Here is a 23,667-nt window from a genome sequence, read left to right as displayed (position 1 = left end):
GACCATGCCGCTCTCCCGTCGCCGCTTTCTCGCCGCCAGCGCCGCCGCATCGGTGTTCGCGCCGTCGCTGGCGCTGGCCCAGGCCAAGGAATTCCGCCTCGGCCTGATCACGCCCAACGGCCATTCCTGGAACAAGGCCGCGCTGAAGTTCGGCGACGAGCTCAAGGCCGCGTCCAATGGCCGCCTGACCCTGACCGTGTTCCACTCCGGTCAGCTCGGCAACGAGACCGCGATGATGCAGCAATTGCAGTCGGGAGCGCTCGACATGGGCTTCATCCAGGCCGCCGAGCTCGGCTCGCGCGTGCCGCACATCGCCGCGATCAACGCGCCCTACATCGTCCGCTCGACATCGTCGGTGGCGAAATTCGTGCGGCACCCGGCCGCAGTCAAATTGTTCGAGGTGCTGCCGCAGGAGACCGGCACGATCGGCCTCGGCTGGGGTATCACCGGCATGCGCGCGGTGTTCTCCTCCAAGGACCTGAATACGCTCGCCGACATCAAGGGCATGAAGCTGCGCATCAATCCGACGCCGGTCTACCGCGATTTCTATTCCTCCCTTGGCGCAGCGCCGACGCCGATCCCGACTCCGCAGGTGTTCGATGCCATGGCCAACGGCCAGGTCGACGGCCTCGAGGCCGATCTCGAATTTTCCTGGAACCAGCGTTTCGACAAGGTGTCGAAAGTGATCCTGCAGATGAATGCCGTCTTCATGCCGATGGCAGCCGTCGTCTCTGGCCGGGTCTGGCAGTCGCTGCCGCCGGCTGACCGCGAGCTGATCACCAAGCTCGTGAAGTCGACGCTGGACGCGCAGATCGACGAGCTTGCCGGCAACGAGCCCGCGCTGATCGAGAACTTCAAGAATGCACCGATCCCGATCCGACAGGTGCCGGCCGGGGACACCGAGGCCGTGATCGCCGAGTTCGACAAGATCTGGCTGCCCAAGGCGCCGGTTCTCGCCGAGCTGCGCAAGGTCGGCGCAACGCTCTGATCCCACCGCCATCCTCTTCACAACGCCCGGCGGATCCAGCCCCCCGCCGGCAATCTTACTTGGAGTCAATCAATGAGCCGCCGCGTTTCCTGGGAAGGCGTCTTCCCGGCCGTCACCACCCAATTTCACGACGATCTCTCGCTCGACATCGACGCCACCGCGAAGGTGATGGACGGGCTGATCCGCGACGGCGTCTCCGGCCTGATCGTTTGCGGCTCGGTCGGCGAGAACACCTCGCTCGAGCGCAAGGAGAAGGTCGCGATCATGGAGACCGCGAAGGCGGTCGCGAAGGGCCGCGTGCCCGTGCTGTGCGGCATCGCCGAATTCACCACGGCCTTCGCGGTGGAGACCGCGAAGGAAGCCGCACGCGTCGGCATCGACGGCGTCATGGTGATGCCGGCGCTGGTCTATTCGTCCAAGCCGCACGAGACCGCCGCGCATTTCCGCGCCGTCGCCTCTGCGACCGACCTGCCGGTGATGCTCTACAACAATCCGCCGATCTACAAGAACGACGTCACCCCGGACATCCTCGCCTCGCTCGCCGACGTCGAGACCGTGGTCTGCTTCAAGGATTCTTCGGGTGACCCCCGCCGCTTCATCGACACCCGCAACATGGTCGGCGACCGCTTCGTGCTGTTTGCGGGCCTCGACGACGTCATCGTCGAGAGCGTCGCCATGGGCGCCGTGGGCTGGGTCTCCGGCATGTCGAACGCCTTCCCGCGCGAAGGCGAGACGCTGTTCCGCCTCGCCAAGACCGGGCGCTTTGCCGAAGCGATGCCGCTCTACGAATGGTTCATGCCGCTCCTGCATCTCGATGCCCGCCCCGACCTCGTCCAGTGCATCAAGCTGTGCGAGCACCTCATGGGCCGCGGCACCGCACTGACCCGCCCGCCCCGTCTCGCGCTGCTGCCGCACGAGAAGGCCGAGGTCGAGGGCATGATGGCGAAGGCGCTCAAGAACCGGCCGCGTCTGCCGGATGTCGGCCTGAAGGCGGCTTAACGGCAGGTCTCGTAGGCTGGGCAAAGCGAACGCGTGCCCACCTTCTGCCAATGATTGAGAAAGATGGTGGGCACGGCGCTACGCGCCTTTGTCCACCCTACGGCACCTACGCTCGCAATAACGGAAGACTATGAAGCCGCCCGCTTCTTCTTTGCATTCAGCGCCGACGCCACGCGGCTCACCGGCGGCTTGCCAAGCACGCTGCTCATCTCGTTCGTCGCCGCCAACAGCTTGTCCATATCGACGCCAGTCCTGACGCCCATGCCGTCCAGCATGTAGACGACGTCCTCGGTCGCGACATTGCCGGTCGCGCCCGGCGCATAGGGACAGCCGCCGAGGCCGCCGGCCGCGGCGTCGATGACGCGGACGCCCTCTTCCATCCCGGCATAGAGGTTGGCAAGCGCCTGGCCGTAGGTGTCGTGGAAATGCATCGCCAGCCTGGCTGAGGGAATGTTGGCGGCAACCGCGCGCAGCATCTCCTTGGCCTTGGTTGGCGTGCCGACGCCGATGGTGTCGCCGAGCGAGATCTCGTAGCAGCCGAGGTCGAACAGCGTGCTCGCGAGATCGGCCACCACCTTCGGCTTGATCTCGCCATCGAACGGACAGCCGAGCACGCAGGAGATATAGCCACGCACCTTGACGCCATCGGCCTTGGCGCGCGCCAGCACCGGCTTGAAGCGCTCGATGGATTCCGCGACTGTGCAATTGATGTTGGCCCGCGAGAAGCCTTCGGAGGCCGCAGCGAACACCGAGACCACCTTCGCGCCCGCGGCCCGCGCGCCGTCGTAGCCCTTCTCGTTCGGCACCAGCACGTGGAATTCCGCCCGCGTCAGGTGGTTAACGCCGCGCAACACGGCATCCGAGCTCGCCATCTGCGGGATCGCCTTGGGCGACACGAAGGCGCCGACCTCGACCGTATCGAGGCCGGCCCCAACCAGCGCCTCGATGAAGGCGATGCGGGCCTCGACGCTGACGGGAGTCTTCTCGTTCTGGAGGCCGTCGCGCGGCCCCATTTCGATGATGCGGACCTGGTCGCTCATGTCACTCTCCTGCAGGCTCGACCACGGCGAGTTCGACGCCCTCCTGCACGATGTCCCCGACCTTGCATTTGACGGACTTCAGCACGCCGGCATAGGGCGCACGCAGCGTCTGCTCCATCTTCATCACCTCGAGGGTGAGGATCGGCGCGCCCTTGTCGAGCCTGGCGCCCTCCTCGGCCAGCACGGCGACGACCGTGCCCGGCAGGGGGGCCGCGATCTTGTCTTCACCGACATGCTCCTCGCTCTCGCCGCCGAACGGATCGACCCAATGCAGGTCGAAACGACCGTTGCGGGTGCGCAGGTACAGCTCGTGACCGTCGATCACCGCCGCGACCGACGACTTGACGCCGTCGAGCGTGAGATCGACCCCGCCGTCACGCGGCGCGATTGCGAACGCGAGCTCGCGCTCGCCGATCACCAGCGTCGACGGCCCGCTGCCATAGTTCAATACAATCTTCTGCTCGGGCCCATGGCCGACGCGGAAGGTAAAGCTGCGCTGGCGGCGGCCGACCGGCTGCCAGCCGAAAGTCTGCCAGGGCGAATTCGCCTCCGCCTGCGCCGTCTGTCGCTCCTCGTTGACGATCGCAGCAACCGCCGCGCACAGCTCCAGTTCCCCGGGGGCCGGCGCGGCCTGTGTCAGAACAGCCAGCTCGCGCTCGATGAAACCAGTGTCGATCGCGTTGGTCCGGACCTTCGGATGCGTCATCAGCGCCGAGAGGAACGGGATGTTGGTGACGATGCCGCGAACGTCGGACTCTTCCAGCCCGCGGTTCAGCCGCTCGATCGCGACATCCCGCGTCGGCGCCCACGCGATCATCTTGGCGAGCATGGCGTCGTAATATGGCGAGACCATATCGCCCTCGCGATAGCCGGCGTCAATGCGCAGGCCTCCCGTCTCGGCCGGCAGCCGCCAGGTCGAAATTGTTCCCACGGACGGCATGAAGTTCTTGGTCGGGTTTTCCGCGTACACGCGCGCCTCGACTGCGTGGCCGTTGAGCTTGATCTCGTCCTGCTTGAGCGGCAGCGCCTCGCCGAAGGCGACGCGCAGCTGCCATTCGACGAGATCTATCCCGGTGATCAGCTCGGTCACGGGATGCTCGACCTGCAGACGCGTGTTCATCTCGATGAAGAACACGTCCTTGCCGTCGGAGACGAATTCGATGGTGCCGGCGCCAACATAGTTCACCGCGCCCGCCGCCTTTCGCGCGGCGGCGCAGACCGTCTCGCGCTGGGCAGCGTTCAGCGTCGGTGACGGCGCCTCCTCGATCACCTTCTGGTGCCGGCGCTGCAACGTGCATTCGCGCTCGAACAGCGAGAGCAGATTACCATGGCTGTCGCCGATGATCTGCACCTCGATGTGCCTGGGATTGTCGACGTACTTCTCGATCAGCATGCGGTCGTCGCCGAACGTGGCCAGGGCCTCGCGCTTGGCACTGACGATCGCAGGTCCGAGCTCGGCCGCCGAGCGCACGATGCGCATGCCACGGCCGCCACCACCGGCGGAGGCCTTCACCAGGACTGGGAAACCGACCTTCTCGGCCGCCTTCGCCAGCGTCACGTCGTCCTGGGCCTCGCCGTGATAGCCCGGCACCAGCGGCACGCCGGCTTTCTCCATCAGCTCTTTTGAGCCGGATTTCGATCCCATCGCATTCATCATTCCGGCGGTCGGGCCGACGAACACCAGCCCGGCGTCGAAGCAGGCTCGCGCAAACTCAGCATTTTCCGATAGGAAGCCGTAACCGGGATGCACGGCCTCGGCGCCGGTCTTGCGGGCGGCCTCGATCAGCCGCTCAGCATTGAGATAGCTGTCGCGGGCGCGTGCGGGCCCGAGCAGCACGGCCTCATCCGCGAGCGCGACATGCATCGCGTCGCGGTCGGCCTCGGAATAGACCGCGACGGTGCGCAGACCCATGGCGCGGGCGGTGCGGATGACGCGGCAGGCGATCTCGCCGCGGTTGGCGATCAGGAGCGTGCGAAAACGACGGTAGAGCTTTGAGCGGTCCATCGCATCACATCCTGAACAGGCCGAATTTCGTCGGCTCGATCGGCGCATTCGACGCCGCCGAGAGGCCGAGGCCGAGCACGAGCCGCGTGTCGGCCGGGTCGATCACGCCGTCATCCCACAGGCGTGCAGTCGCATAGTATGGGTGTCCCTGGCTCTCATATTGCGCGCGGATCGGCTCGCGGAATTTGTCTTCCTCCTCCTTGGACCAGCTATCGCCCTTGGCCTCGATATTGTCGCGGCGGACCTGGCTCAGCACCATCGAGGCCTGCTCGCCGCCCATCACCGAGATGCGAGCATTCGGCCACATCCACAGGAACCGCGGCGAGTAGGCGCGGCCGCACATGCCGTAATTGCCGGCGCCGTAGGAGCCGCCGATCACGACGGTGAATTTCGGCACCGACGCCGTCGCGACCGCCGTCACCAGCTTGGCACCATCGCGGGCGATGCCGCCGGCCTCGTACTTCTTGCCGACCATGAAGCCGGTGATGTTCTGCAGAAACACCAGGGGAATGCCGCGCTGACAGCACAGCTCGATGAAATGCGCGCCCTTCAGCGAGCTCTCGCTGAACAGGATGCCGTTGTTGGCGATGATGCCGACCGGATAGCCCCAGATATGAGCGAAGCCGCACACCAGCGTCGTGCCGTAGAGTTTCTTGAACTCGTCGAACTCCGAGCCGTCGACGACGCGGGCGATGATGTCGCGCACGTCGAACGGCTTGCGGCCGTCAACAGGCACCACGCCGTAGATCTCCTCCGCCGCAAACAGCGGATCGCGCGGCGGATGCATGTTGAGGTTCGGCCGTACCGACGGTTTCAGCGTGCCGACGATGCGGCGCGCAATCCCGATCGCATGGGCATCGTTCTGGGCGTAATGATCCGTCACGCCGGACTGACGCGAATGCACGTCGGCGCCGCCGAGCTCCTCGGCGCTGACGACCTCGCCGGTCGCGGCCTTCACCAGCGGCGGGCCGCCGAGGAAGATCGTGCCCTGGTTGCGCACGATGATGCTCTCGTCCGACATCGCCGGCACATAGGCGCCGCCGGCGGTGCAGGAGCCCATCACGATCGCGATCTGCGGAATGCCCTGTGAGGACATCTGCGCTTGATTGTAGAAGATGCGCCCAAAATGCCGCTCGTCCGGAAAGATCTCGTCCTGGAGCGGCAGGAAGGCGCCGCCGGAATCCACCATGTAGACACAGGGCAGATTGTTCTGTCGCGCGATGTCCTGCGCGCGCAGGTGCTTCTTCACCGTCATCGGATAGTAGGTGCCGCCCTTGATGGTGGCGTCGTTCGCGACAACAACGCATTCGCGGCCCGCAACGCGCCCTATCCCCGTCACGACGCTCGCCGAATGCACGTCGCCGCCATAGAGGCCGTAGGCGGCGAGCGGCGACAGCTCCAGGAACGAGGTGCCGGGATCGACCAACAGGTCGACGCGCTCACGCGCCAGCATCTTGCCGCGCGCGGTGTGGCGCTTGCGCGAGGCTTCGCCGCCGCCGCCGGCGACCTGGCTGAGCCTTTCGCGCAAGTCGGCGACGAGGCCGCGCATGGCTTCGGAATTGCGCGCAAAATCTTGGGAGGACGGATCGATGCTCGAATGAAGCGGCATGGTGATTCCAATGGAGTGAAGGTTCTAAGCCGTCTCGGCCATCAGCTCGCGGCCGATCAGCATGCGCCGAACTTCGGAGGTGCCCGCGCCGATCTCGTAGAGCTTGGCGTCGCGCCACAAACGCCCCACAGGGAATTCGGATGTGTAGCCGACTCCGCCGAGCGCCTGGATCGCCTCGCCGGCCATCCACGTCGCCTTTTCCGCGGAATAGAGGATCGCGGCAGCAGCGTCCTTGCGCAGGGTGCGCGCGTGGTCGGCGCGGTCGCAGGCGCGCCCCACCGCATAGACATAGGCGCGCGTGGCCTGCCAGGTCGCGTACATGTCGGCGAGCTTACCCTGCATCAGCTGGAAGTCGCCGATCGGCTGGCCGAACTGCTTGCGCTCGTGCATGTAGGGCACGACCGCATCCATGCACGCCGCCATGATGCCGAGCGGTCCGCCCGAGAGCACCGCGCGCTCATAGTCGAGGCCGGACATCAGCACCTTGACGCCCTCGCCGACCTTGCCCATCACGTTCTCTTCCGGCACCTCGCACTCGTCGAAGAACAAGGGATAAGTGTTGGAGCCGCGCATGCCGAGCTTGTCGAGATGCTGGCCGTGGCTGAAGCCTTTGAAGCCCTTCTCGACGAGGAAGGCAGTCATGCCGCGCGGGCCGGCCTCCGGATCGGTCTTCGCATAGACCACCAGCACGTCGGCATCGCCGCCATTGGTGATCCACATCTTGGAGCCGTTGAGCACGTAGCGGTCGCCGCGCTTGTCGGCGCGCAGCTTCATCGAGACGACGTCGGAGCCGGCGCCCGGCTCGGACATCGCGAGCGCGCCGACATATTCGCCCGAGATCAGCTTGGGCAGATAGCGCTGGCGCTGCGCGTCGTTGCCATTGCGGCGGATCTGGTTGACGCAGAGGTTGGAATGGGCGCCATAGGACAGCCCGACGGCCGCGGACCCGCGCGAAATCTCCTCCATCGCGACGATATGGGCGAGATAGCCCATGTTGGAACCGCCATATTGCTCCGGCGCAGTCATGCCGAGCAGGCCGAGGTCGCCGAGGCGCTTCCAGAGGTCCGCCGGAAACAGATTGGCCTTCTCGATCTCGGCGGCGCGCGGGGTGATCTCCGCTTCGACGAAGGCGCGCAAGGTGTCGCGCAGCAGGCTGATATCTTCGCCCAGATCGAAATCGATGCTCGGGATGTTCAAGGCGATTCCTCCGTATTTTGGGCACCAAACCTAGCGGGGTCAGAGCCCTTCTGCAGTCGAAAAGGTTGCATTTTCCGCCAAACTTGGCGAGGATTTTCCCGAGGGATACCCCGCAGGTTCCAATGCCTTTTCAGACCGCAACCGCGCTTCCGCGCCGGGCCGTGACCCCCGCCGCCTTCGTCCGCGGCGTGCTGGCCGCCTATGAGCGCTATGGCTGCGACCCGGCGGAAGCGTTGAGCCGGGGCCAGATCGCGCCGGACTTGGTCAATTCGCCCGACGGGCGGATCACGGCCGCCCAGTTCGAGGCGCTGGCCGGCCACGCCATGCGCGAGCTCGACGACGAGGCGCTGGGCTGGTTCTCGCGCCGCCTGCCCTACGGCACCTATGGCATGCTGTGTCGCGCCTCGATCACGGCGCCGACGCTGGAGCTGGCGCTCAAGCGCTGGTGCCGGCACCATCGCCTGGTCACCGAGGACGTGTTGCTCGATCTCGAGATCGGCGAGGAGACCGCGGTGGTCTCGATCCGGGAGCTGCGCGATCTCGGGTCGTTACGCGAGTTCTGCCTGGTCACGCTGTTCCGCTACGTGCTCGGCTTCTCCTGTTGGGCCGTCGACTCCCGGATCGCGCTCCGCGCAGCGGAATTCCCGCATGCGGAGCCCGGCCATGTCTCGGTCTATCCGACCATCTTCTGCCGGAACATTCGCTTCAAGGCGGACCGCGCCCGCATCGTCTTCGACAAGCACTATCTCTCGCTGCCGCTCACGCGCAGCGCCGTCGATCTCGACAACATGCTCAAGGGTGCGCTCAGGCTGACCGTGCTGCCATATCGGCGCGACCGGCTGCTGGTCGAGCGGGTCCGCCGCGTGCTCCGCAATGCGCGCGGACGCAGTCTCGGCGCGGAGGACGTTGCGAGCGAGCTGGCGCTCTCCACACGCACCATGCACCGCCGCCTGCGCGAGGAGTCCACATCGCTGCGCGATCTCAAGGAGGAGGCAAAATTCGAGCTCGCCAAGCAGGAGCTGATGCGCGGCCGCACGCCGATCAAGCGGATCGCCGAGATTGCTGGCTTCCGCAACGAGAAGAGCTTTTCCCGCGCCTTCCGCACCTGGACCGGAGCCAGCCCACGCGAATTTCGCGGCAGGTATCGCTGAGGCGCGCTGAAGCCCTCACCCGGCCGCCAAAAACCAACGGCCTCCGGGCTCGATCCCGAAGGCCGCAACGTCGCGAAACCAGCGTCGGCTGCGAGGTCAGTTCGAGTTGGTCTGCCCGCCCGAGCGGAGCTTGGCGCGCGGCTGCGTGTGCTTCGGCTGATAGGCGAGCGCGTCGTTCGCGGTCTTCGCGCCGCCGCTCTGCGAGCAGGTGCCGCCGATGCCGCCGGCCGCCTGGCGACAGGCTTCCATGGTCGGAAAGCCGCAGCCGTGAGCGGCCTGCGCGCCGTTGGTGATGCAATATTCTTCCGCCTGCGCAGCCGGCGCGGACATCATCAGAAACGCGGACGCGAACAGCGTCGCTGCGGAGGCGACGAACGTCTTCGAGATCGAGGTCATGACGTGTTTTCCAGCTTAGGGTCCCACAAAAGCGGCCTCGGCATGCGATGCAGGCTGAGGCTTCACACCTCGTATCTAGGCCGCGCGCAGGAGCCGGCAATCACGGTTGAGCGCATTGCAGGACTTCGTAAATCACATGTCACAGTTAGGTGAGCAAATCATGTATTATGTTTCGGATTGCTGGAAATGCCGGCGAGCCCCGCGTGGAAGTTCAGGGGTCGTCTATCCCGCTGGCACCACCGCGGCGACCTCCTGCAACGGCAGCGGCACGTCCTTCGCGACACCGAGCACCGGGAAGCTGCGGACGTTCCTCACGTCAGGCATGGCTGCGAAATGCAGAAGCTGCTGGCGCATGCTCTCGACGCTCGGCGCCACGCATTTCAGGAGATAGTCGGTGTCGCCCGAAATGCGCCAGCATTGCTGGATGCGCGGGATCGCTGCGATCGAGCTCTCGAACGCTTCCAGCACCGGCTGGGCCTGGCTAGCGAGCTGGATCGAGACGAAGGAGACCACTTCATAACCGAGCTGCCGCTCGTCGAGGACGGCCCGCACAGCCCGGATCACCCGGCGGCTGAACAGCGATTTCAGCCGCCGCAAGCAGTTCGGCGCGGACACACCGACGCGCTGCGCCAGCTCATTGTTGCGCACCCGTCCGTCCAGCTGCAGCTCTGAGAGTATCTTCAGATCGACGCCGTCGAGCTGGTCACGCGCCGCCATCCCCTCACCCCGTCATGATCGTGTCATGCGGGAAGCGAAGCACGGCGGGAAATGGCTGCCAAGGGCTCTCGGGTTCGGACGACTAGACGCTTCCTTCGTCATGGCCGGCGCCCCGGGCATGACGACACGTCGGATGAAAATGGCCCCTTAATGTGTCCAGGGCTCACCGCGCCGGAACGAGAAATTGTCGGCATAGGCGACCGGGCGGCGGATCGAATCCTGGGGCTCGATGACCTGGTAGGCGATGCCCTTGCGCTCGCAATAGGCGATCGCCTCTTCCTTGGAGTGGAAGCGGAGCGTGATCTGCTGCTTCATGTCACCGGACGAGGTCCAGCCCATCAGCGGCTCCACGGCGCGGGGCTGCTCCGGCTCGTAGTCGAGCTGCCATTCCCTGGTCTTGGAGCGGCCGGATTGCATCGCGTTCTTGGCGGGCTTGAAAATGCGTGCGGTCATTGGCTGTCCGGCCTCTTCGTCTTTTCGTTCGATTTCGATGCGTCAGGGTGGCAGTTGGTGCAAACCTCAGGGATAGTATAGAGACACCGGTTGGGAACTGATGGTGATTCCGGCCGCCCGTAGCCTCTGCGACGGTATAGTCATTATGCTGCACCGTGACAATTGCGTACCCGCCTTCCGCGCCGGCATCCCGCCCGGCGGCACTGCCTCCCCGACCTCAGCCTGTCCGCCCCCTTCGAGAGCCCCCCTCGCATGGCATTCCTGAACATCAACGCCACGCTCCCCGAAAAAGGCCGCGACCTCCGGCTCGACCTGTTTCGCGGTGTCGCGAACTGGGCGATCTTCCTCGACCACATCCCCGACAACGTCGTGAACTGGATCACGACGCGTAATTACGGCTTTTCCGACGCCGCCGACCTGTTCGTCTTCATCTCCGGCTATACCGCCTCGTTCGTCTATGCACGCATGATGCTGGAGCGCGGCTTCATCGTCGGCGCCACGCGGCTGACCAAGCGGGTCTGGCAGCTCTACGTCGCCCACATCATCCTGTTCGTAATCTACATTGCCTCGATCAGCTATCTGGCGTTGCGCTTCGGCGATTCCGAGATGATCAACGAGTTCAACGTCGCCGGCCTCGTCGACAACGCCACCGAGACGCTGCGCCAGGGCCTGTTCCTGCGCTTCAAGCCGCTCAATCTCGACGTGCTGCCGCTCTACATCGTGCTGATGGGCCTGTTTCCGCCGGTGCTGTGGTTCATGCTGCGCAAGCCCGACCTGACCATGGTGCTGGCGATCGTGCTGTGGCTGGCGGCGCGCCACTTCGGCTGGAATCTGAACGCCTATCCGGCCGGCCAGTGGTACTTCAACCCCTATTGCTGGCAGGTGCTGTTCGTGTTCGGCGCCTGGTGTGCGATGGGCGGCGCGCGGCGCTCGATGACGCTGATCAATTCGCCGATCACGCTGTGGCTCTGCCTCGGCTATCTGCTGTTCGCGCTGGTCATGACCATGGCCGGCCGCTTCCCCGCGTTCGGCGGCTTGTTCCCGGAATGGCTGTTCTCGGCCTTCAACCCGAACGACAAGACCAACCTCGCCCCCTACCGCTTCATCCATTTCGTCGTGATCGTGATCCTGGTGATCCGGTTCGTGCCGAAGGAATGGCCTGGGCTCGAATGGAAGGTGTTCGATCCCCTGATCGTCTGCGGCCAGCAGTCGCTCGCGGTGTTCTGCGTCGGCGTGTTCCTGTCCTTCGTCGGCCATTTCGAGCTGTCGATGAGCTCGGGCTCGCTGCTCGCGCAGATCTTCGTCAGCGTCGCCGGCATCGCGATCATGACGACGGTGGCCTATTACATCTCGTGGTCGAAGAAGCAGGACAAGCCACTGAAGCCGCCGCCGCCCAAGCCGGCGGCAAGCGCGGCGACGGCAGGCTGACCAAGAAACGCCTGTCATCGGGCAAGCCGTTCGCAAAGCGCGTCGTCGGTCACCCTGACGGCTCGAGCCGGGATCGATTGACCTGGGTCAACCAGGGGCGGTGCCGGTCGGCATAATGTCGCTCCGACACGCGCCGCGGCATCGATGTCGGCGGCCTCCCCTCGGACAAGGCTCAAGCACATGCCCTCTCATTTTCACGCCGTGGTATGGATCGACCATTCGCAGGCCAGGATCTTCCATCTCGGCCTGAGCGGCTCTGATGAAATCACGTTGCATCCGCAATTTGCGACGCGTCATCTTCATCACAAGGCCAACGCGATCGGCAGCGGCCATGCCACCCCTGACAAGGCGTTCTACGCCGACGTGAGCAAGGCCATCGCCGACGCCGGTGAGATCCTCATCATCGGTCCGGCAAGCGCGAAGACGGAGCTCGCCAGCCACATTCGCGCGAACGCACCCGATATCGCCAAGCGGATTGCCGCGGTGGAAGCGGCCGATCATCCCTCGGACGCCGAAATCGTCGCCTATGCGAAGCGTCACTTCAAGCTGCCGCTGCCGCGCGTGCAGGCACGGGGCTAGGCCGCGGGCAAAACGGCACTCGGCCAGGGCCACACGATTTCAACCTCAGGCGCGATGAGTCTTCATTTCAGACTGATCGCGCTCAGGCCACTTCCTCGCCGTCAAACTCGGTGAATTTCTTGTAGATCCAATCGCGGCCGTCATGGCGGCGCCAGACCTTGCCATAGACGAGCTGCCCGTTGATCGAGCGGCGGGGCACGATCACGGTCCAGAGGTGCCAGATCTCGCTCCAGCTCGATTGCGGACCGGCGGTTCGGAAGTTGCGGTCGAAAGACATGAATCGATCTTGATAGTGATCGCCGCGGCGATCGCAACAACCGCTCGTCTTTAACCTAACCGATCAACCTTACTCCCCGCAGCTGACAGCCGCGAGCGGTTGAAAGCTGGCGCCGATCTATCTAGACTGTGTGCGTGATTTGAGAATGACCGCACCATGTTGGGCGCGGGACTATTTGATTGAGTCGACGTCCAATTTTGCGATTGAATTTCGAGAAGATCGTCAGGGCGACCACGATGAACCTGCAATTTGCGCGTCTGCGCCTGGCGCTGCAGTCGACGCCGCCTGCGCCAGTAGCGAGGACGCAGGCGCAAGAGCCGCCGAAAGCCGCCAACGACAACCAGACGGCCTGGCCATTCGTCCCGTTTCCGCCGGGCTGGCACGCGTCCGGCTGTTAGGCCGGATCTGACGGGAATGACGCCTGAAAAACGCAACGCCGCGTAAGCGGAATATTATCGCTTGGCGGCGTCCGTTTAGACATTGGGCGCTGAAATCCCCAACAACCATGAGTCTGTAGTGACGCCCCAAAGGTTCGATGAGGCGCCGGCAATTCTGTCCCGGCCAGCGGGCCTAATTCGTTGAAACATCGCGCGGACGTCGCGAAAGGACGTTGAGAACCGCCTATCGGGACTGGTCGGGGCAGCTGGATTCGAACCAACGACCTGCAGTACCCAAAACTGCCGCGCTACCAGGCTGCGCTATACCCCGAATGTCCGGCGAGCCCCGTCGATACACGCTTCCCAGGTCGCCAGCAAGCTTCCAGGCGCCGGTAAGGCGCCCAGCTCCAAGTGCCTGCCCGGCCTATTTGCTGCCGAACAGCGGGTGGCCGACGCGGTCGCCGGGGCGGATGCCGTATTTCTGTGCTGTTCCCGCCACCACCTCCAACACGGCCCGGGCGGGTCCCCGGGACGAGATGATCTTGGTCGACATCGGCTCGGTGTTCTCGGCGATGCGCAGGATGCGGCCGTTGGCGCCGATGAAGATCATGTCGAGCGAGACATAGGTGTTCTTCATCCACATTGACACCTCCTGCTCGGGAGTGAAGTCGAACAGCATGCCTTTGCCGTCCGCCAGCTCCTTGCGGTACATCAGGCCGGTCTGCTTCTCCTCCTCGGTCGTCGCCATCTCGACCGAGAAAACCTGCACGCCGTTCTTGGTGACGATCTCCAGCGGCTGGAAGCTGGCGGCGCCGGCGGGGGCGCTGGCCACGGCACAGCCTACGATGACGAGGATGGCGGCAAGCCAGCCATTCAGGGCGGACCAGGCGGCCTTTCGATCAGGATTCATGGGAGACACTCGAGGCGTGGGACTGGACGTGTCCTTACGCGGCGGTCGCCGGAAAAGCCAGAGGCGCGCCGGCCGGCCGGCGCGCCTCAATTGCTCACGATTGCGGGATTTGGCGGCGCGCGTATCTTTCCGGAAAACCGCTTCGCACTTTGCGCTAACGCGGCCCTCCGGGTCCGGATCATGCTTTAGTGCGACTGCAGTCCCGGCGATCCGGTCTCGGGATGGATCTCGGCCGCCATCATGCCCTTGGAGCCGGGCCCGAAGCGGACCAGGACATACTGGCCGGGCCGCAGCTCGGTCATGCCGAAGCGGCGCAGCGTCTCCATGTGCACGAAGATGTCGGGCGTGCCCTCGCCGCAGGTCAGGAAGCCGAATCCACGCAGCCGGTTGAACCATTTGACCTGCGCCCGTTCCAGCCCGCTGGTCGGGGTGACCGTGACATGGGTGCGCGGCGGCAACATCTGGGCCGGATGGATCGCGGTCGACTCGTCCATCGAGACCACGCGAAACGCCTGGTAACCCTTGGCGCGCTGGATGCACTCGACGACGATGCGGGCGCCTTCATAGGCCGTCTGGAAGCCGTCGCGCCTAAGCACGGTGACGTGCAGCAGCACGTCGGGCCAGCCATTGTCGGGAACGATGAAGCCGTAGCCTTTGGAGGCGTCGAACCATTTGATGACGCCGTGGACTTCGACGAGATTGGCACTCGCCTCACCCAACCCGCCGAAGGGATTGAGCCCGCTTTCGCGACCGGTACCGCCGTGCTCGCCCGGCGTCATCCGCCCGGGCGATACTCCCTGCCCGGGAACCCCGAGCTTCTTGGACTCAAATCCGTCCGACGACCCCATAACCCCGGACCCCACACTGTCATGCGACCCGCCTCAGCAGCGGTGTCGAATCACGCGTCTTTCGAGAACCTTCTCAACTGGACGCGACGCGAATCTTTCGACTCAAAAGATAACACTCCCGGTTGCGAGGCATAGACAAAAAAGAGATTCGCCGGAACCTATGAACAGCTTGCACAGCCGCGAATCAAATTGATGCCTCAATTGCCGACAAAGGGCCCGAGCGCTTCGCCGATGTCGTGGCGGATGACGAGGTCGGCAATGTCGTCCTGCTCGGTCGGCTCGCGATTGATGATCACCAAACGTGCACCGGCATTCTTTGCCATCATCGGAAAGCCCGCCGCCGGCCAGACCACGAGCGAGGAACCGATCGCGATGAAGAGATCGCAGGCGCGCGACAGCGCGGTCGCGCGCTGCATTTCATCATCCGGCATCATCTGCCCGAACGAGATCGTGGCGGTCTTCACCGGCTCGTCGCAGGCGGTGCAATTCGGCGCGCCGTCATCCTCGAAGCGGCGCTTCACCCAGTCGAGGGAATAGGCCTGCCCGCATCCGATGCAGCGCGCATAGGTTGTATTGCCGTGAAGCTCAATCACGTGCTCGGCGGCGAAGCCGGAGGCCTGGTGCAGATTGTCGATGTTCTGGGTGATGACAGCGGGAACCTTGCCGGCGCGGTAGAGCGAGGCCAGCGCGCGATGGCCGCGGCCGGGCTTCGCCGCCGCGAAGACCTCCTCCATCGCGAAACGGCGACGCCAGGATTCCTCCCGCGCCTCCCGGCTCGCGACGAATTCGCCGAACTCGATCGGACGATAGCGCGTCCAAATTCCGCCCGGCGAGCGGAAGTCGGGAATGCCGCACTCGGTCGAGATACCGGCGCCGGTGAACGGCACGATCCCCCTCGCCTCGGCGATCATGTTGCCGAGCCGTTCGACGCCGCTCTGAAGATTCGATGCAATCAATTGCGGCCTCCCGATTCGATTTGCCCTGACAGCAACATGCGCAAGCGACAAGATTGTTGACGCTGTTATCAAGCGCTAATGCGACCCGCTCGGCAATTTCTTCCGACCCTCGCATATCACAATCCTGCAATGCCTCCTCCCCATTGACGCCCCATTCGGGAGCATCAATGGATATGTGAATACGACTCAAGATGATGCGGCGGCAGTGCTTGAGTTCACCAGTAAACTCGAGGGGATGGCCATGACCGAGGACGAAGAACGCAAAGCCCGTGAGCGCGACGAGATCGCCGCCCGTGTCGCCGCCTTCCGTGCCACGCAGGAAAAATTCAAGCGCGAGCGCGAAGAGTATTTCGTGTCAACGTTGGAGAACGCCCGCAAGGTCGAACGGCCCTCGCTTTGGCCGTAAGACGCCTCAGATCAATGCGCGTGAAAAAAGCCCGGAGCATCGCTCCGGGCTTTTCGCTTGTCAGCGTTACCAACTCGTCGTTACCAATGGCTCCAGTAGTGGTGGTGCCGGTAGTACGGTCCGCCGTAATAGGCGTAGGAGCCCGGCCCGTAGTAATAATCGGGGCCGTCATAGTAGCCGTAGCGGGGGCCGTAATAGCCGTAAGGGTGGGACGCCGCGACCGCACCCGCGGTGATCGCGCCGGCGGCGAGGCCAAATGCAAGGCCCGGGCCGATGCCGCGCCCGCGTGCCTCGGCAGGCGCAGGGGCCGCGATCGCGGTCACGCCAACGGCTGCGACGGTGGCCAGAACTGCCAATGTCTTCTTCATGGTCTCCTCCTTCGCGTCTTCCGGAGACAACGACGAGCGTCCGCGATAGTTGCGCGCAGGGTGCGGAACTGCCGGCTGTAAAAAAGCCGAGGCAACCGGAACGAAATCACCGGGCGCGCATTACCTCTTCAAGTGCGGGAGCCTCCGCCATCCGGGTTGAGGCAACGGCACGAAGACCCCGTCAGCATCTCCGAGATGCTGGCGGGGGTTTTAAGTTTCACGGGAGCAAATGGCAGCAGAGCACAATGACTGCCAGCGGGGCGACGATCGAGGAGGAAGGTTTGCCGTTATCCGCTTTGCTGGCCCGTATTCGTAAATTGGTTCCCAGATCCGACGATCGGCATTACGACGAGATCGTGCGCAGCTTCGGTGTCGGCACGCTGCACCCGCCGCCGACGCCAATGAGCGACCGCGAGCTGGCACAGGCGATCGCCGAGTTCCTGAAAGAGCAGCCGTCGAGCGAATCCGTTGCGAGCCTCGGCCGCCGGCTCGACCCCTCCTCCCCGCTCTGAGTTCCTTCGCGGGCGCAGGGAACCGGGATTGCGCGCAGACGTTGAATCCTTCTTCGCAGAGGAAGAGGCCGACATGCCCGCTTGGCTCGAAGTCCTGCTCAACCTGTCCGGCTATGCCGGCTTCGTAGTGCTCGCCTCGCGCGGCACTGCGGGTCCGCGGGCGGCGGCCGACGACAGGATCTGTCGCGACGAGCGTTAATTGGCGCGCGCCGGCTGGCCCGCCGTGCGTACCAACCGGTCCGCCTTGACCGCAACGCGGCTATCGTCAGCCTGCGGCCGCAGCGAGAAGCTGATCGTCACGAAAGCGAGACAGAACAGCGTGCCGACGATGGCGACACGCCGGTAGGTGTGCCGGTCGCCTTGGAAAAAGAACGGCTGCGAAAAAGGTGTCATGACAAATTGCTTCTTGGCAAAGTCGTTTCTTGCTTGTCTTTGCCAGACACCTATCCCACGCAGCGCAAAGCGCAACGCGATTGGGCTTTTAACCTAACCGAATAGGGTTATCGGCTTTCGCGCAAAGGATCGTTAGGAGTTTGCCGAGCGCCTTCGATCGCGGCGAGCCGCATGTCATATCGCACGAAGCCGGGGTTGCGACACGGCTTTGCCGACCGGCTTTGTTCCAGCTTCGACAGCATTTCGTTCTCGAAGAACGAATCGGAATCGAAGAAATCGGCGCGGAGCAGGTCTTAACAAAACGTGCGGGTCGCACACACGACGATAAGATCATGGCGCATCGGAAAACGGCGCATCACAAGACGGTGCGTCAGGAGGCGTCGAGGCCCACAAGCGGCATTTGCGGCACCGACGGCCTGCCTGTGCGCAAGCGCGGATGCCGGCCTTACCAGAACACTTTTGCGATCTCGGCGAGTAACCAGCACGCGTCCATGTCGCTCTCCCTCGCCTCACTCTTTACGAAGCAGACGCGGCGGGGACTGTGCGAGACCTCACGCTGTCTCGTTCTGGCACGCGTGGTCGCAGCACCGCCCCGCGGGCGCAGCCGTTCTGCATCCGACTCCCTTTCGTTCTCGAAGAACGAATCGGAGTCGCAAAAATCAGCGCGAAGCGATTCCTAACGATCGATGAAAGCGTGCGAAGCGATCTCTGTTGCGGCGGGATCCATCGTCGGCGTCGGCGCGATCGTCGGCGACAGGAATTTCGATACGCCCGCGAACACGATGACGATCTCGCGGCAAGGTTCGCATCGAAAACTGTTGGCGGAATTCGCCGTCATCGGCTTTGCGCATCGGGGGCACGTCATGCAGGCCGAACGCCGACGGCATGTTTTCGTTCCCACATGTCCACGCTCGAGCCTTGGCGGCGAATGTTCGCGGGGCGCACCACGACGCCCACCAAGGCGAACTTCAAATCGGGCATGTTGCCGCCCCCCGTGCACGCTGCTCCAAAAACTGCCCGTTCAAGCGCGGACCACCTGACGGAGGCAGCGCTTGCCGGTGGCGGATCTCGTGTGGCGTCCGCCGGCGCGGATCAAGCCGCTCGCTTCGCTTTCTCCTCTTTCGAGAAACATTCCAGGATCTGAATGCGGACTTCTTCTGCGGCCGGGCCCCCGAGCTTCCTGAGCTCGTTCCACAGCCTGATCACTTCGCGCTGTTTTTCGACGGTCATGGGTCACCTCCCAAGCGATCCAACCAAGGTAGGCACACTAGAACAAAATAAGAACAAAAAGTCCAGTCCCCTCGCGCAATTTCCCCTGCATGTCGTTGAACCTTTTCGGCGTAGCGCGCACCCATGGAAGCTGGGGATTTCAGCGCCCAGTCATATGGCAGCGCCGCGATCGACGATCATACTCCGTCGCCGCGGCGCTGTTGCTTTTTGAATTTTCAACTTTAAGTTAGCACTACGGCTGGCGGCCAGGCGCTGAAATCCCAACGCCGCCGGCCAGAAGAACCCCGTGCGAAAGCGCGGGGGTTTTCTTTTGCGGCCGCAGCTGGCGGCCGACGCAGCAGGTCGTGGCGCTCGGGAACGAACTTTCGCTTTGTCGCATTGACCGGCCGAATGGTGCTGCCCATCGCACGATGCGGCGGCTGCCGAGGCGCGCACCGCGCCGTTCACCTTGAGGCGCCGATGATCTGCGAGTTCTGTGAGACCGACATCCCGATCGGACTTGCGGTCTGCCCGGCTTGCGGAAAGCCGCAGAGCGCGCCCGGACAGGCCGACCGGCGCTCTCTGTGGCTTGTCCTGATCGTCGTGGTGATGTTCGGCATCGCGGTTGCCGAGCACCACCTTATCTTCAGCCCTTGATCGTTGCGCCGTCTTGCGAGAGTGCCAGTCGCAACCAGGTCGCCGGCGCCTCAGACCGCGTCCTTGGCCACCTTCAGCGGCGAGGCCTTCACCGACTTGCTCGCGGGCTTGGCCGCAAACTGCATCGGCTCCTTGGTGAAGGGATTGATGCCCATGCGGGCCTCGGTCGCCGGCTTGTTCACGACCGACATCTTCACGAAGCCAGGGATGACGAACTCGCCGGACTCGTTGAGCTCCTTGTAGCCGACCGTCGCCATGTACTCGATCACCGACTTCACGTCGTTCTTCGAAAGCTGCGTGCCCTCGGCAATTGCATCAATCAATTGGGTTTTCGTCATCTTCGCCATGTCTGAATTCCTTTTGTGCGCGCGAGCATCTGCTGTGCCCGCGGCCTGAAGCGCGGGGGGACGCGCTGCCGATGTCATGCCAGAGGCCATGAAGTGACGGGGCTTAGAACCCATCGAGGCCGAAAACGCAAGCAGGGCTTCTGCGGGGTTCCCGACTTCCTGTGAAAGACGCTGTAAGGGCTTGCAATTTCGTTTGAACCATTTCGCGGCTGGCGCGTCTTATCAATGAAGTCCCTAAGCTTCACCCCACCAGAGAGCCCCGCTTCCCCCAGGCGGGGTTTCGCTTTTGCGTACCTGGCAGAACGCCCGCGGCTGCTATAAGCCCCGAAATGATTTCTCGCGGGGAGCTCATGAAGGTCGCTATCGTCGTCGCAGGTTTGATCGTCGTCGCCGTCGCAGCCCTCGTTGCGATCCAGCCGAGCTTCCTGAAGCCGGCGTCCCTCGCCCTCGTCAAGAAGTCCGACATCTTCGGCTTCTCACCCGGCATGACATTCGACGAGACCAGCAAGCTCATCAGTCAACGCCATTATCTCTGCCGCCCCGGCCCCGGCTCGTTCACCCTCGAATGCGACATCAACGGCGCCAAGGTCTCGGTCGACAGCGACGCGGCCGACGCCAGGCATCCGATCTGGCGCGTCAGCGCGACGCTGAACAAGCCGGGATCGCAGGAAGCTGCCGTCCAATCGATCTCCGAGCAATTCAATGCGCAAGCCATCAAGGGCCGGGATGGATGGACATGGATCGTCGGGCGCGGGTTCAAGCTGAGCTACGACGGCCTCGCCCTGAATCTCGTGGACGAGGCGGCGGAGGCCCGGCTTCGCAAGGACGAAGCAAAGCGCTAAGGAATGATCCGGACCCGGAGGGCCGCGTTAGCGCAAAGTGCGAAGCGGTTTTCCGGAAAGATCATGCGCAAACAACGACCTGAATCGCGATGACGATTCATCTGGATCTCATCGCGCTCTGGAGCGTTTTCGAGCGAAGTGGACACCGGTTCGCGTGAAGAAAACGCGTCAAGACAAGAATCTAGAGCTTCGGTTCTGATTCAATCAGAACCGAAAATGCTCGGAGTCACCTCGTCGTGAAACTTGTGTCTTCGCGCGCCTTGTTGACACTTCAGTAACCCAACGCCGCCAAGCTCCATGCAGTCTCGTTGCGTTGGAGTATCCCCACAGTGCTGGATTTTGACGAGCTGCGTGAACTCGCAGCCGATGTTCGTGTCTTCGTTGAACTCGCCGAAGACAAGGCCGAAGCGCTCAGAGCCGTCATCGCGGCCTACGACGTCGTGCTGGCCATCTTCCCCACCGCCGAGGGCATGGGCCTGCACGTCATCAAGGGCGGCCAGATCCTGGACGAGATTGCAAGATCGCGGAGCCATGCGGTCTACAGCCATACGGCCGTTGCGGTCCCCGACCTGCAACATGCACAAGCGCTCAAGCTGCTGACGGCCCCGGTCGCACAACGGATGGCGGCCTAAGCCTGAACCTAAGCTAAATCTCACAACGCCCCGCGGCGCGATGACGCTCCATTCTCATCGCGTTGCGCTCGCGTTGGAACCTGCTCCAAGAATATCGTCCTCCTGAACGCCCCATCTCGGAACATGCCTTCCACGCTCCCGTTGGCTTTGCGCAACCAACCAGGAGTTTGCGATGAGGAAGTTGATGATTGCCACCGCCGCGCTCGGTCTCATGTGCGGCTCGGCCTTTGCGCAGAACCAGACCGGTCCTGCCCCACAGTCCAACAACATGCAAAAGCCCGGCATGACCGGCACCGGCAAGGGTTCGACGACCCACGGCACCACCGGCATGAGCAATGACGGCATGAGCAAGGGCGGAATGATGAAGCCCGATGCCTCCGGTCAGGGCGGCTCCGGCCCGGGCAGCGACCAGGGCGGCACGAAGGCTCGCAGCAACATGAAATAAGCCAAGCCTTAAATAGGCCAAGCCTTCTGCACGGCTCACTTTCGGCCGCGTTGCTTCCCATGGAACGGCGCGGCCATCTCGTGTTTAGGCCGCCTCGTCCCTCAGGTGGCAGCTAGCTAGTCCCGCAGCCGGTTCACGATCCCGAGCGGGATCCATGATCCTAGCACCATCAAGATCGCGATTGTTGCGACCACGACGTATTTCAACGGATGCTGCGACGAGGCGAGCGAGCCCTCGAAATTGAGATACGGGAGGATCGTCTCCATGGCCATTCCGATGTGGGCAATCGCGGTCAAGCCGCCAACGACTGACGCGAAGATATTCACCGTCCATCCGATCGCGCCGCGCCGGTTCGACCAGGCCTCATGGATCGCGACCGCCAGCATCACGGCGACAAAGACCAGCATGAAGGTCATCGAGCCACCGACGCTCGCGGTCGGGCCGAAGAGCTCCAGCAGCAGCATCGCCGCCACGGCGAGCAATGTGATCGTCTTCACGACGCTCCCTCGTCAGTGTCCCAGCACGAAGACTGCAGAGCCGGTCATGATATCCATGATCGCGCTGAGCAGCGCTGAAGCATAAGAATTGGTCGCGCCGGCAGCGCCGAGGTTCGGCGGCAATGCCGACGGCCCATCACCGAACATCCCCGGCCTTCCGACTGTCACCAATCGAGACCGGCTTGTTGAGGAAATACTCACGGTTGCCGGTCGCGGCTTCCGCGTACTGGTCGATGGCGACGATGATGGCCTGGACGTGGGCATAGCACCACCCTTCCCGCGTCGCGCGTCGGCGAACGTCCTCGAGCGCGGTCAGGAAGGGTGACAGATCTCGCTCGTCGTCGAACCACCGCCTGCTCACCATGTCCTCCCGCCGAGCACCCTGCCCTTGGGCTGGCGCGGCTCTGCCGCCTTCAGCGCGTCGCGTTCCGCGCAAAGACTCTCGACCTTCGCCTCCATCCGCGACAGCAGCGCTTCGGCCGAGGCCGTGCCGATACCGGCCCGTTGCAGCTGGAGGATCTCCTTCCTCTGCCTGCCCATCTGGATGCGCATCCGTTCGATTTCCCGCCTGAGATAGTCCAGGTCCGGCATTGTTCCGCCTCGCGAATTTTAGATTATGGCCCATGAGAACAAAAACGGAACGAAGAGTCGAGTCCGACGTTCTACGGAAATCGGAAAAGGAGATGCACAATGGCCGACAACACCCAGAAGGACCCCAAGGACTGGGTTTCCGGGGACGACCCGATGACCGGAGCGCAGGAATCCTATCTCAAGACCCTCGCCGAGCAGGCGCACGAGAGCCCGCCCGAGGACGGGCTGACCAAGGCCGAGGCCTCGGAGCTGATCGACAAGATGCGGCAAAAGGCCGGGCTGGAGGAGTGAGCCGTCCAATTGCGGGAACCCGGCTCCGTGCGTATGCAAACGAAATTGGGAATCGAAGATGCCTTATTTCGTTTGTGCCCGCGACGGAGCGGGCCAGATCATCTTGAAGCGTGACACCAAGGAGGCGGCCGAGAAGAAGGCCGCCGAGCTGCGCGACATGGGCTATTTCGAAGTCGAGATCGTCGCCAAGAGTGACGAGGAGACGGCGTGAGGGAGTGGCGGATGCAGGCCGAGTTGGCCGTGCATGATCAAACAGCCGATCCGGCATCAGCTCGCAATCAAGGTCGAGCCTTCATGCGTCCCTCAGCACCTTGAAGGCGCTGAGAGCGACGAAAGCACCCAGACCGCAGGTCAGCGCATTCACGACCCAGGACATGGCGATGCCGAGGAAGGTCGGTCCTCCGACCGCTCCTCAGAAAAAATACGCTGCGCTGATGCCCGGCCACTCCAGCCAAAGAAACGCGAAGTCGGTCAGCGGCTCAAGAAAGAGAAGCACCGTGGAGATGAGCGCCCCGATGGCCAACGCCATGGCGAGGGATGTCTTCAC

34 protein-coding genes and 1 tRNA gene are annotated in these 23,667 nt (G+C 63.7%); 14 read left to right on the top strand and 21 right to left on the bottom strand.

Going from position 1 to position 23,667, the window contains the following annotated elements; genetic code table 11:
• Positions 1 to 4 precede the first annotated feature (4 nt).
• Both X268_RS14460 and X268_RS14455 read left to right on the top strand, forming a co-directional pair.
• A complete protein-coding gene (locus tag X268_RS14460; protein WP_128925578.1) occupies positions 5 to 988 on the top strand; it encodes a TRAP transporter substrate-binding protein in 984 nt (327 codons plus the stop codon).
• A gap of 72 nt (positions 989 to 1,060) precedes the next feature.
• On the top strand, positions 1,061 to 1,987 hold the full coding sequence (locus X268_RS14455) for a dihydrodipicolinate synthase family protein (RefSeq protein WP_128925577.1): 927 nt from the start codon (positions 1,061 to 1,063) through the stop codon (positions 1,985 to 1,987).
• 128 nt (positions 1,988 to 2,115) lie between these two features.
• On the opposite strand, the gene X268_RS14450 is transcribed toward X268_RS14455, so the two are convergent.
• The 4 genes from X268_RS14450 to X268_RS14435 are packed head-to-tail and all read right to left on the bottom strand — an operon-like array spanning position 2,116 to position 7,838.
• Positions 2,116 to 3,027, bottom strand: coding sequence for a hydroxymethylglutaryl-CoA lyase (locus X268_RS14450; protein ID WP_128925576.1), 912 nt, complete (start codon positions 3,025 to 3,027; stop codon positions 2,116 to 2,118).
• A 1-nt stretch (position 3,028) separates the two neighbouring features.
• Positions 3,029 to 5,032 (bottom strand): acetyl/propionyl/methylcrotonyl-CoA carboxylase subunit alpha, encoded by a 2,004-nt coding sequence (locus X268_RS14445; RefSeq protein WP_164937727.1) that lies wholly within the window; start codon positions 5,030 to 5,032, stop codon positions 3,029 to 3,031.
• Positions 5,033 to 5,036: 4 nt separating this feature from the next.
• Complete coding sequence (locus X268_RS14440) at positions 5,037 to 6,641, bottom strand: carboxyl transferase domain-containing protein (RefSeq protein ID WP_128925574.1); 1,605 nt, start codon at positions 6,639 to 6,641, stop codon at positions 5,037 to 5,039.
• 24 nt (positions 6,642 to 6,665) lie between these two features.
• Entirely contained in the window at positions 6,666 to 7,838 is a 1,173-nt protein-coding gene (locus X268_RS14435) for an isovaleryl-CoA dehydrogenase (protein WP_164937726.1), read from the bottom strand.
• Positions 7,839 to 7,960: 122 nt separating this feature from the next.
• Between X268_RS14435 and X268_RS14430 the strand changes: the two genes are divergently transcribed.
• Positions 7,961 to 8,989, top strand: a complete 1,029-nt coding sequence (locus X268_RS14430) for an AraC family transcriptional regulator (protein ID WP_128925573.1) — start codon at positions 7,961 to 7,963, stop codon at positions 8,987 to 8,989.
• 96 nt (positions 8,990 to 9,085) lie between these two features.
• Here the strand turns inward: X268_RS14430 and X268_RS14425 are convergent, their stop codons facing one another.
• The 3 genes from X268_RS14425 to X268_RS14415 form a co-directional block, all read right to left on the bottom strand.
• Positions 9,086 to 9,385 (bottom strand): DUF3551 domain-containing protein, encoded by a 300-nt coding sequence (locus X268_RS14425; protein ID WP_128925572.1) that lies wholly within the window; start codon positions 9,383 to 9,385, stop codon positions 9,086 to 9,088.
• A 222-nt stretch (positions 9,386 to 9,607) separates the two neighbouring features.
• On the bottom strand, positions 9,608 to 10,102 hold the full coding sequence (locus X268_RS14420; RefSeq protein WP_128925571.1) for an Lrp/AsnC family transcriptional regulator: 495 nt from the start codon (positions 10,100 to 10,102) through the stop codon (positions 9,608 to 9,610).
• A gap of 147 nt (positions 10,103 to 10,249) precedes the next feature.
• A complete protein-coding gene (locus tag X268_RS14415) occupies positions 10,250 to 10,555 on the bottom strand; it encodes an ETC complex I subunit (protein ID WP_128925570.1) in 306 nt (101 codons plus the stop codon).
• A gap of 252 nt (positions 10,556 to 10,807) precedes the next feature.
• Between X268_RS14415 and X268_RS14410 the strand changes: the two genes are divergently transcribed.
• Both X268_RS14410 and X268_RS14405 read left to right on the top strand, forming a co-directional pair.
• On the top strand, positions 10,808 to 11,983 hold the full coding sequence (locus X268_RS14410) for an OpgC domain-containing protein (RefSeq protein WP_128925569.1): 1,176 nt from the start codon (positions 10,808 to 10,810) through the stop codon (positions 11,981 to 11,983).
• 180 nt (positions 11,984 to 12,163) lie between these two features.
• Positions 12,164 to 12,562: a translational machinery protein gene (locus X268_RS14405; RefSeq protein WP_128925568.1), complete on the top strand. Its 399-nt coding sequence runs from the start codon at positions 12,164 to 12,166 to the stop codon at positions 12,560 to 12,562.
• Between the two features lie 82 nt (positions 12,563 to 12,644).
• Here the strand turns inward: X268_RS14405 and X268_RS14400 are convergent, their stop codons facing one another.
• The 5 genes from X268_RS14400 to X268_RS14375 all read right to left on the bottom strand — a co-directional run bounded on the left by X268_RS14400 (position 12,645) and on the right by X268_RS14375 (position 15,930).
• Positions 12,645 to 12,839: a hypothetical protein gene (locus X268_RS14400; RefSeq protein ID WP_128925567.1), complete on the bottom strand. Its 195-nt coding sequence runs from the start codon at positions 12,837 to 12,839 to the stop codon at positions 12,645 to 12,647.
• 631 nt (positions 12,840 to 13,470) lie between these two features.
• Positions 13,471 to 13,547: transfer RNA gene (locus tag X268_RS14390), tRNA-Pro, on the bottom strand.
• 93 nt (positions 13,548 to 13,640) lie between these two features.
• Positions 13,641 to 14,126, bottom strand: a complete 486-nt coding sequence (locus X268_RS14385) for a DUF192 domain-containing protein (protein WP_128925565.1) — start codon at positions 14,124 to 14,126, stop codon at positions 13,641 to 13,643.
• A 185-nt stretch (positions 14,127 to 14,311) separates the two neighbouring features.
• Positions 14,312 to 14,974, bottom strand: a complete 663-nt coding sequence (locus X268_RS14380; protein WP_164937725.1) for a cold-shock protein — start codon at positions 14,972 to 14,974, stop codon at positions 14,312 to 14,314.
• Between the two features lie 197 nt (positions 14,975 to 15,171).
• The gene (locus X268_RS14375; protein ID WP_164937724.1) at positions 15,172 to 15,930 is read right to left on the bottom strand and encodes an SIR2 family NAD-dependent protein deacylase; all 759 of its coding nucleotides are present in this window, start codon (positions 15,928 to 15,930) and stop codon (positions 15,172 to 15,174) included.
• Positions 15,931 to 16,171: 241 nt separating this feature from the next.
• Here X268_RS14375 and X268_RS39410 point away from each other — a divergent pair, with 241 nt between their 5' ends.
• On the top strand, positions 16,172 to 16,336 hold the full coding sequence (locus X268_RS39410; protein ID WP_162832225.1) for a hypothetical protein: 165 nt from the start codon (positions 16,172 to 16,174) through the stop codon (positions 16,334 to 16,336).
• A gap of 80 nt (positions 16,337 to 16,416) precedes the next feature.
• Here X268_RS39410 and X268_RS14370 read toward each other — a convergent pair whose 3' ends face one another.
• Complete coding sequence (locus X268_RS14370) at positions 16,417 to 16,704, bottom strand: hypothetical protein (RefSeq protein ID WP_128925563.1); 288 nt, start codon at positions 16,702 to 16,704, stop codon at positions 16,417 to 16,419.
• A 245-nt stretch (positions 16,705 to 16,949) separates the two neighbouring features.
• On the opposite strand from X268_RS14370, the gene X268_RS14365 reads away from it, so the two are divergent.
• Both X268_RS14365 and X268_RS14360 read left to right on the top strand, forming a co-directional pair.
• Positions 16,950 to 17,216 (top strand): hypothetical protein, encoded by a 267-nt coding sequence (locus X268_RS14365; RefSeq protein WP_245477887.1) that lies wholly within the window; start codon positions 16,950 to 16,952, stop codon positions 17,214 to 17,216.
• A 28-nt stretch (positions 17,217 to 17,244) separates the two neighbouring features.
• The gene (locus tag X268_RS14360; RefSeq protein WP_164937431.1) at positions 17,245 to 17,415 is read left to right on the top strand and encodes a hypothetical protein; all 171 of its coding nucleotides are present in this window, start codon (positions 17,245 to 17,247) and stop codon (positions 17,413 to 17,415) included.
• Here X268_RS14360 and X268_RS14355 read toward each other — a convergent pair.
• From X268_RS14355 to X268_RS39405, 3 genes are all read right to left on the bottom strand, one after another.
• The gene (locus tag X268_RS14355) at positions 17,412 to 17,609 is read right to left on the bottom strand and encodes a hypothetical protein (protein WP_128925562.1); all 198 of its coding nucleotides are present in this window, start codon (positions 17,607 to 17,609) and stop codon (positions 17,412 to 17,414) included. The two genes, X268_RS14360 and X268_RS14355, sit on opposite strands and share 4 nt — an antisense overlap.
• 659 nt (positions 17,610 to 18,268) lie before the next feature.
• Positions 18,269 to 18,496 (bottom strand): hypothetical protein, encoded by a 228-nt coding sequence (locus X268_RS14350; RefSeq protein WP_128925561.1) that lies wholly within the window; start codon positions 18,494 to 18,496, stop codon positions 18,269 to 18,271.
• A gap of 205 nt (positions 18,497 to 18,701) precedes the next feature.
• On the bottom strand, positions 18,702 to 18,839 hold the full coding sequence (locus X268_RS39405; protein ID WP_164937723.1) for a hypothetical protein: 138 nt from the start codon (positions 18,837 to 18,839) through the stop codon (positions 18,702 to 18,704).
• A 459-nt stretch (positions 18,840 to 19,298) separates the two neighbouring features.
• On the opposite strand from X268_RS39405, the gene X268_RS39400 reads away from it, so the two are divergent.
• Positions 19,299 to 19,475 carry a hypothetical protein gene (locus X268_RS39400; protein WP_164937722.1) on the top strand — a complete coding sequence of 59 codons (177 nt, stop codon included), beginning with the start codon at positions 19,299 to 19,301 and terminating at the stop codon, positions 19,473 to 19,475.
• A gap of 50 nt (positions 19,476 to 19,525) precedes the next feature.
• Here X268_RS39400 and X268_RS14345 read toward each other — a convergent pair whose 3' ends face one another.
• Positions 19,526 to 19,822, bottom strand: coding sequence for an HU family DNA-binding protein (locus X268_RS14345; RefSeq protein ID WP_008558895.1), 297 nt, complete (start codon positions 19,820 to 19,822; stop codon positions 19,526 to 19,528).
• Between the two features lie 350 nt (positions 19,823 to 20,172).
• Between X268_RS14345 and X268_RS14340 the strand changes: the two genes are divergently transcribed.
• The 3 genes from X268_RS14340 to X268_RS14330 all read left to right on the top strand — a co-directional run bounded on the left by X268_RS14340 (position 20,173) and on the right by X268_RS14330 (position 21,741).
• Complete coding sequence (locus tag X268_RS14340) at positions 20,173 to 20,664, top strand: hypothetical protein (protein ID WP_128925559.1); 492 nt, start codon at positions 20,173 to 20,175, stop codon at positions 20,662 to 20,664.
• Positions 20,665 to 20,993: 329 nt separating this feature from the next.
• A complete protein-coding gene (locus X268_RS14335; RefSeq protein ID WP_128925558.1) occupies positions 20,994 to 21,296 on the top strand; it encodes a hypothetical protein in 303 nt (100 codons plus the stop codon).
• Between the two features lie 172 nt (positions 21,297 to 21,468).
• A complete protein-coding gene (locus tag X268_RS14330) occupies positions 21,469 to 21,741 on the top strand; it encodes a hypothetical protein (protein WP_128925557.1) in 273 nt (90 codons plus the stop codon).
• A 116-nt stretch (positions 21,742 to 21,857) separates the two neighbouring features.
• On the opposite strand, the gene X268_RS14325 is transcribed toward X268_RS14330, so the two are convergent.
• From X268_RS14325 to X268_RS14315, 3 genes are all read right to left on the bottom strand, one after another.
• Positions 21,858 to 22,238 carry a hypothetical protein gene (locus X268_RS14325; RefSeq protein WP_128925556.1) on the bottom strand — a complete coding sequence of 127 codons (381 nt, stop codon included), beginning with the start codon at positions 22,236 to 22,238 and terminating at the stop codon, positions 21,858 to 21,860.
• A gap of 136 nt (positions 22,239 to 22,374) precedes the next feature.
• On the bottom strand, positions 22,375 to 22,602 hold the full coding sequence (locus tag X268_RS14320) for a hypothetical protein (RefSeq protein WP_128925555.1): 228 nt from the start codon (positions 22,600 to 22,602) through the stop codon (positions 22,375 to 22,377).
• Positions 22,596 to 22,829 carry a hypothetical protein gene (locus X268_RS14315; RefSeq protein ID WP_128925554.1) on the bottom strand — a complete coding sequence of 78 codons (234 nt, stop codon included), beginning with the start codon at positions 22,827 to 22,829 and terminating at the stop codon, positions 22,596 to 22,598. Before X268_RS14315 ends, X268_RS14320 begins: the two co-directional genes overlap by 7 nt.
• Positions 22,830 to 22,928: 99 nt before the next feature.
• Between X268_RS14315 and X268_RS14310 the strand changes: the two genes are divergently transcribed.
• Together X268_RS14310 and X268_RS39395 are read left to right on the top strand one after the other, a co-directional pair.
• Positions 22,929 to 23,120 carry a DUF3072 domain-containing protein gene (locus tag X268_RS14310; protein ID WP_128925553.1) on the top strand — a complete coding sequence of 64 codons (192 nt, stop codon included), beginning with the start codon at positions 22,929 to 22,931 and terminating at the stop codon, positions 23,118 to 23,120.
• Positions 23,121 to 23,178: 58 nt separating this feature from the next.
• Positions 23,179 to 23,331 carry a hypothetical protein gene (locus X268_RS39395; RefSeq protein WP_164937721.1) on the top strand — a complete coding sequence of 51 codons (153 nt, stop codon included), beginning with the start codon at positions 23,179 to 23,181 and terminating at the stop codon, positions 23,329 to 23,331.
• Positions 23,332 to 23,532: 201 nt separating this feature from the next.
• On the opposite strand, the gene X268_RS40705 is transcribed toward X268_RS39395, so the two are convergent.
• A complete protein-coding gene (locus tag X268_RS40705; protein ID WP_347341912.1) occupies positions 23,533 to 23,667 on the bottom strand; it encodes a hypothetical protein in 135 nt (44 codons plus the stop codon).

The sequence above is a fragment of the Bradyrhizobium guangxiense genome, assembly GCF_004114915.1.
Classification (GTDB): Bacteria; Pseudomonadota; Alphaproteobacteria; order Rhizobiales; family Xanthobacteraceae; genus Bradyrhizobium; species Bradyrhizobium guangxiense.
The sequence above is the reverse complement of the archived record's forward strand: the minus strand, read 5'-3'. Positions and strand labels throughout refer to the sequence as shown.

Coding starts and splice junctions, on each gene's coding strand:
- X268_RS14445 (WP_164937727.1), bottom strand. CDS start 5,032: ATGGACCGCTCAAAGCTCTACCGTCGTTTTCGCACGCTCCTGATCGCC.
- X268_RS14410 (WP_128925569.1), top strand. CDS start 10,808: ATGGCATTCCTGAACATCAACGCCACGCTCCCCGAAAAAGGCCGCGAC.
- X268_RS14370 (WP_128925563.1), bottom strand. CDS start 16,704: ATGAAGAAGACATTGGCAGTTCTGGCCACCGTCGCAGCCGTTGGCGTG.
- X268_RS14345 (WP_008558895.1), bottom strand. CDS start 19,822: ATGGCGAAGATGACGAAAACCCAATTGATTGATGCAATTGCCGAGGGC.
- X268_RS14440 (WP_128925574.1), bottom strand. CDS start 6,641: ATGCCGCTTCATTCGAGCATCGATCCGTCCTCCCAAGATTTTGCGCGC.
- X268_RS14415 (WP_128925570.1), bottom strand. CDS start 10,555: ATGACCGCACGCATTTTCAAGCCCGCCAAGAACGCGATGCAATCCGGC.
- X268_RS14355 (WP_128925562.1), bottom strand. CDS start 17,609: ATGACACCTTTTTCGCAGCCGTTCTTTTTCCAAGGCGACCGGCACACC.
- X268_RS39405 (WP_164937723.1), bottom strand. CDS start 18,839: ATGACCGTCGAAAAACAGCGCGAAGTGATCAGGCTGTGGAACGAGCTC.
- X268_RS39410 (WP_162832225.1), top strand. CDS start 16,172: ATGACCGAGGACGAAGAACGCAAAGCCCGTGAGCGCGACGAGATCGCC.
- X268_RS14455 (WP_128925577.1), top strand. CDS start 1,061: ATGAGCCGCCGCGTTTCCTGGGAAGGCGTCTTCCCGGCCGTCACCACC.
- X268_RS14340 (WP_128925559.1), top strand. CDS start 20,173: ATGAAGGTCGCTATCGTCGTCGCAGGTTTGATCGTCGTCGCCGTCGCA.
- X268_RS14310 (WP_128925553.1), top strand. CDS start 22,929: ATGGCCGACAACACCCAGAAGGACCCCAAGGACTGGGTTTCCGGGGAC.
- X268_RS14380 (WP_164937725.1), bottom strand. CDS start 14,974: ATGGGGTCGTCGGACGGATTTGAGTCCAAGAAGCTCGGGGTTCCCGGG.
- X268_RS14425 (WP_128925572.1), bottom strand. CDS start 9,385: ATGACCTCGATCTCGAAGACGTTCGTCGCCTCCGCAGCGACGCTGTTC.
- X268_RS14450 (WP_128925576.1), bottom strand. CDS start 3,027: ATGAGCGACCAGGTCCGCATCATCGAAATGGGGCCGCGCGACGGCCTC.
- X268_RS14350 (WP_128925561.1), bottom strand. CDS start 18,496: ATGCCGTCGGCGTTCGGCCTGCATGACGTGCCCCCGATGCGCAAAGCC.
- X268_RS39400 (WP_164937722.1), top strand. CDS start 19,299: ATGATCTGCGAGTTCTGTGAGACCGACATCCCGATCGGACTTGCGGTC.
- X268_RS14330 (WP_128925557.1), top strand. CDS start 21,469: ATGAGGAAGTTGATGATTGCCACCGCCGCGCTCGGTCTCATGTGCGGC.
- X268_RS14420 (WP_128925571.1), bottom strand. CDS start 10,102: ATGGCGGCGCGTGACCAGCTCGACGGCGTCGATCTGAAGATACTCTCA.
- X268_RS14405 (WP_128925568.1), top strand. CDS start 12,164: ATGCCCTCTCATTTTCACGCCGTGGTATGGATCGACCATTCGCAGGCC.
- X268_RS14365 (WP_245477887.1), top strand. CDS start 16,950: ATGACTGCCAGCGGGGCGACGATCGAGGAGGAAGGTTTGCCGTTATCC.
- X268_RS14320 (WP_128925555.1), bottom strand. CDS start 22,602: ATGGTGAGCAGGCGGTGGTTCGACGACGAGCGAGATCTGTCACCCTTC.
- X268_RS14430 (WP_128925573.1), top strand. CDS start 7,961: ATGCCTTTTCAGACCGCAACCGCGCTTCCGCGCCGGGCCGTGACCCCC.
- X268_RS14315 (WP_128925554.1), bottom strand. CDS start 22,829: ATGCCGGACCTGGACTATCTCAGGCGGGAAATCGAACGGATGCGCATC.
- X268_RS14460 (WP_128925578.1), top strand. CDS start 5: ATGCCGCTCTCCCGTCGCCGCTTTCTCGCCGCCAGCGCCGCCGCATCG.
- X268_RS39395 (WP_164937721.1), top strand. CDS start 23,179: ATGCCTTATTTCGTTTGTGCCCGCGACGGAGCGGGCCAGATCATCTTG.
- X268_RS14385 (WP_128925565.1), bottom strand. CDS start 14,126: ATGAATCCTGATCGAAAGGCCGCCTGGTCCGCCCTGAATGGCTGGCTT.
- X268_RS14400 (WP_128925567.1), bottom strand. CDS start 12,839: ATGTCTTTCGACCGCAACTTCCGAACCGCCGGTCCGCAATCGAGCTGG.